General features: G+C 59.3%; 1 protein-coding gene. It reads right to left on the reverse strand.

The genetic code is table 11. The annotated features are described in order from the left end of the window. Window positions 1-110 precede the first annotated feature (110 nt). On the reverse strand, window positions 111-290 hold a 180-nt coding region (locus BK660_RS32330), incomplete at its 5' end, for a hypothetical protein (protein WP_148057562.1).

The following is a 290-nucleotide window of genomic DNA, read 5'->3' on the forward strand; positions in this document are numbered from 1 at the left end:
TCTGTCAGTCGACATCATTGGTAAATGTCAGTGCGCTATCGCGAGCAGGCTCACTCCTACAGGGGATCAGCGGTGTGTGCGGGATCAGCGATAACTGATCCCCCATCGGTTTAAGCGTAGCTTTCGATCGACGGGCAGGCGCAGACCAGGTTGCGATCGCCGAAGACGTTGTCGACGCGACCGACCGGTGGCCAGTATTTGCCTTCAATCAACGACGCAACCGGATAAACGGCCTGCTCGCGGCTGTACGGGTGAGTCCACTCGCCAACCAGTTCCGCTGCGGTGTGCGG

This window comes from Pseudomonas brassicacearum (assembly GCF_003732265.1).
In the GTDB taxonomy this organism is placed as follows: Bacteria; Pseudomonadota; Gammaproteobacteria; order Pseudomonadales; family Pseudomonadaceae; genus Aquipseudomonas; species Aquipseudomonas brassicacearum_D.